The sequence below is a fragment of the Pseudohalocynthiibacter aestuariivivens genome, assembly GCF_018457175.1.
Taxonomy (GTDB): Bacteria; Pseudomonadota; Alphaproteobacteria; order Rhodobacterales; family Rhodobacteraceae; genus Pseudohalocynthiibacter; species Pseudohalocynthiibacter aestuariivivens.
Window position 1 is genome coordinate 1 of record NZ_JAGFNU010000040.1, and the last position, 1,235, is coordinate 1,235.

At 60.6% G+C, this 1,235-nt stretch carries 1 protein-coding gene and 1 pseudogene; both read right to left on the reverse strand.

The genetic code is table 11. The features are described 5' to 3' along the window. Window positions 1-239 (reverse strand): annotated as a pseudogene (locus J4E70_RS19490) (IS6 family transposase); the annotation flags it as partial. Window positions 240-335: 96 nt separating this feature from the next. Beyond that, a partial coding sequence (locus J4E70_RS19215) for an alpha/beta hydrolase (RefSeq protein WP_246531882.1) occupies window positions 336-1,235 on the reverse strand: 900 nt, incomplete at its 5' end.

Below are 1,235 nucleotides of genomic sequence, written 5' to 3' on the forward strand. Positions count from 1 at the left end.
TTTGAATGCGCGCGCATCCGCTCGACGCGTTTCCTGCGGATTTCGGCTGCAAATATCGCGCCAAATCTGTTCCACCAAAACCGCACAGTTTCGTGGCTGATCCCAATGCCACGCTCGTGCAGCAGATCCTCGACATTCCGAAGCGACAGCGGGTAGCGAACGTAGAACATCACCGCTAAGCGGATGATCTCCGGGCTGGTTTTGAAGTACCGAAAAGGGCTAAGTTTTGTCCTCCACAGACGCTAGGAGGCGCTAACTCTGAGCGCAAAAAAGTTCCTCTGACACTGCCTCGGGGAGGATTACCCCCATTGGACTGACTGCTCTCGGGCGTGCGTTCAATTCCCAAAGATACGGATCGGCGAGCCGGCCAGGAGCTGGTCGAGGCCGGGGGTGCTGCTTTCCCCGAAGTGGCCGGCAGAGTTTAATCCGGCCCCGATAAGCTGGACCACCGAGGGAGAGCCGGTGAATTTGTTGTGGCTGCCGGAGCTCGAATCGCTGATCTCGGAAAGGTCGATGACGGTCACCCCGAGTGTTTCCAGTTCCGTCGCGTCAGCGGCCCCTACGCGAGGAACGCCGCCGGCGATCCGGCGCGACAATCTGAGCGCGCTGTCGTCCTTGGAGACAAGAATAAACATCTTACCGCGTATTGCGGGTGGCAGCAGCGCGATCTGGCTGCGGAACAGGTCGATGTCGATATCGGGCGCGGCCAGCATGATGTGGTCGATGCGAGTGCGACGCCCCAGACTGCCGGCCTGCTGTGCGTCGACGAGCCCCTCCATGGTCAGAAAAGCGCCCATCGAATGGGCGAAGATGTCTGCGCTCTCGGCCCGCGTCCGGTTGACGATGCCTGCCATCTCCTTGACCATTCCGCGCGCGACAAGCGCGCTGTTGAGGTCGTAGACATAACGTGGCGTCCTGGCAGCGGAGGCCCATGTGAAAAGCACGGGCACGCCCTGGTAATCCGTGTCCTCGACGAACTGCGTCAGCCGAAGGATCGCGTCGCTTGTCGTGGTGTTGTAGCCGTGTACGAAAATGAGCACCTTGCGTTGCCCCGGCGGGCGAGTGGCGAGTTCGCGATTGATCTCGGAAATGAAGGGCGCATCGCTGCGGTAGATCACTGGGTCGACGACCGCAAATTCGGTGCGCGGGTCGGGTGGCAGGCGTTTTGGCCGTTCAAGTTGTCCGAGAACGTGGTTCGGCGGAACTGTGACATCAACCGAGGCGAGGCCAAGCTC